This window comes from Telluria sp. AZSoR62, assembly GCF_058111565.1.
Genome location: NZ_JBYTST010000683.1, coordinates 1 through 230, shown reverse-complemented (window position 1 = coordinate 230; position 230 = coordinate 1). Strand labels below are relative to the sequence as shown.

The following is a 230-nucleotide window of genomic DNA, read 5'->3' as shown; positions in this document are numbered from 1 at the left end:
GCATTCATGCTGGGCACCCTGGCGATCGTCGGCCCGCGGCTATCCGGTCAGTTGCGCGTGTTCCTGCTCACCCTGACCGTGGTCGATGACTTCCTCGCCGTGTCCATCATCGGCATCGTCTATAGCGATGAGATTCGGATCGTCCCGTTGTTGATCGCCCTCGCCAGTCTCGTTGCGTTGTGGCGGCTAGGGCGCACCCGCCAGTGGCGGGCAATGCCGTATGTGCTGAT

Annotated in this window: 1 protein-coding gene; it reads left to right on the top strand. The window is 62.6% G+C overall.

The window, feature by feature from the left end; genetic code table 11:
* Window positions 1-230 (top strand): Na+/H+ antiporter NhaA (locus tag AC3XQU_RS25150; RefSeq protein ID WP_489876803.1); only part of this gene is annotated, 230 nt, incomplete at both ends.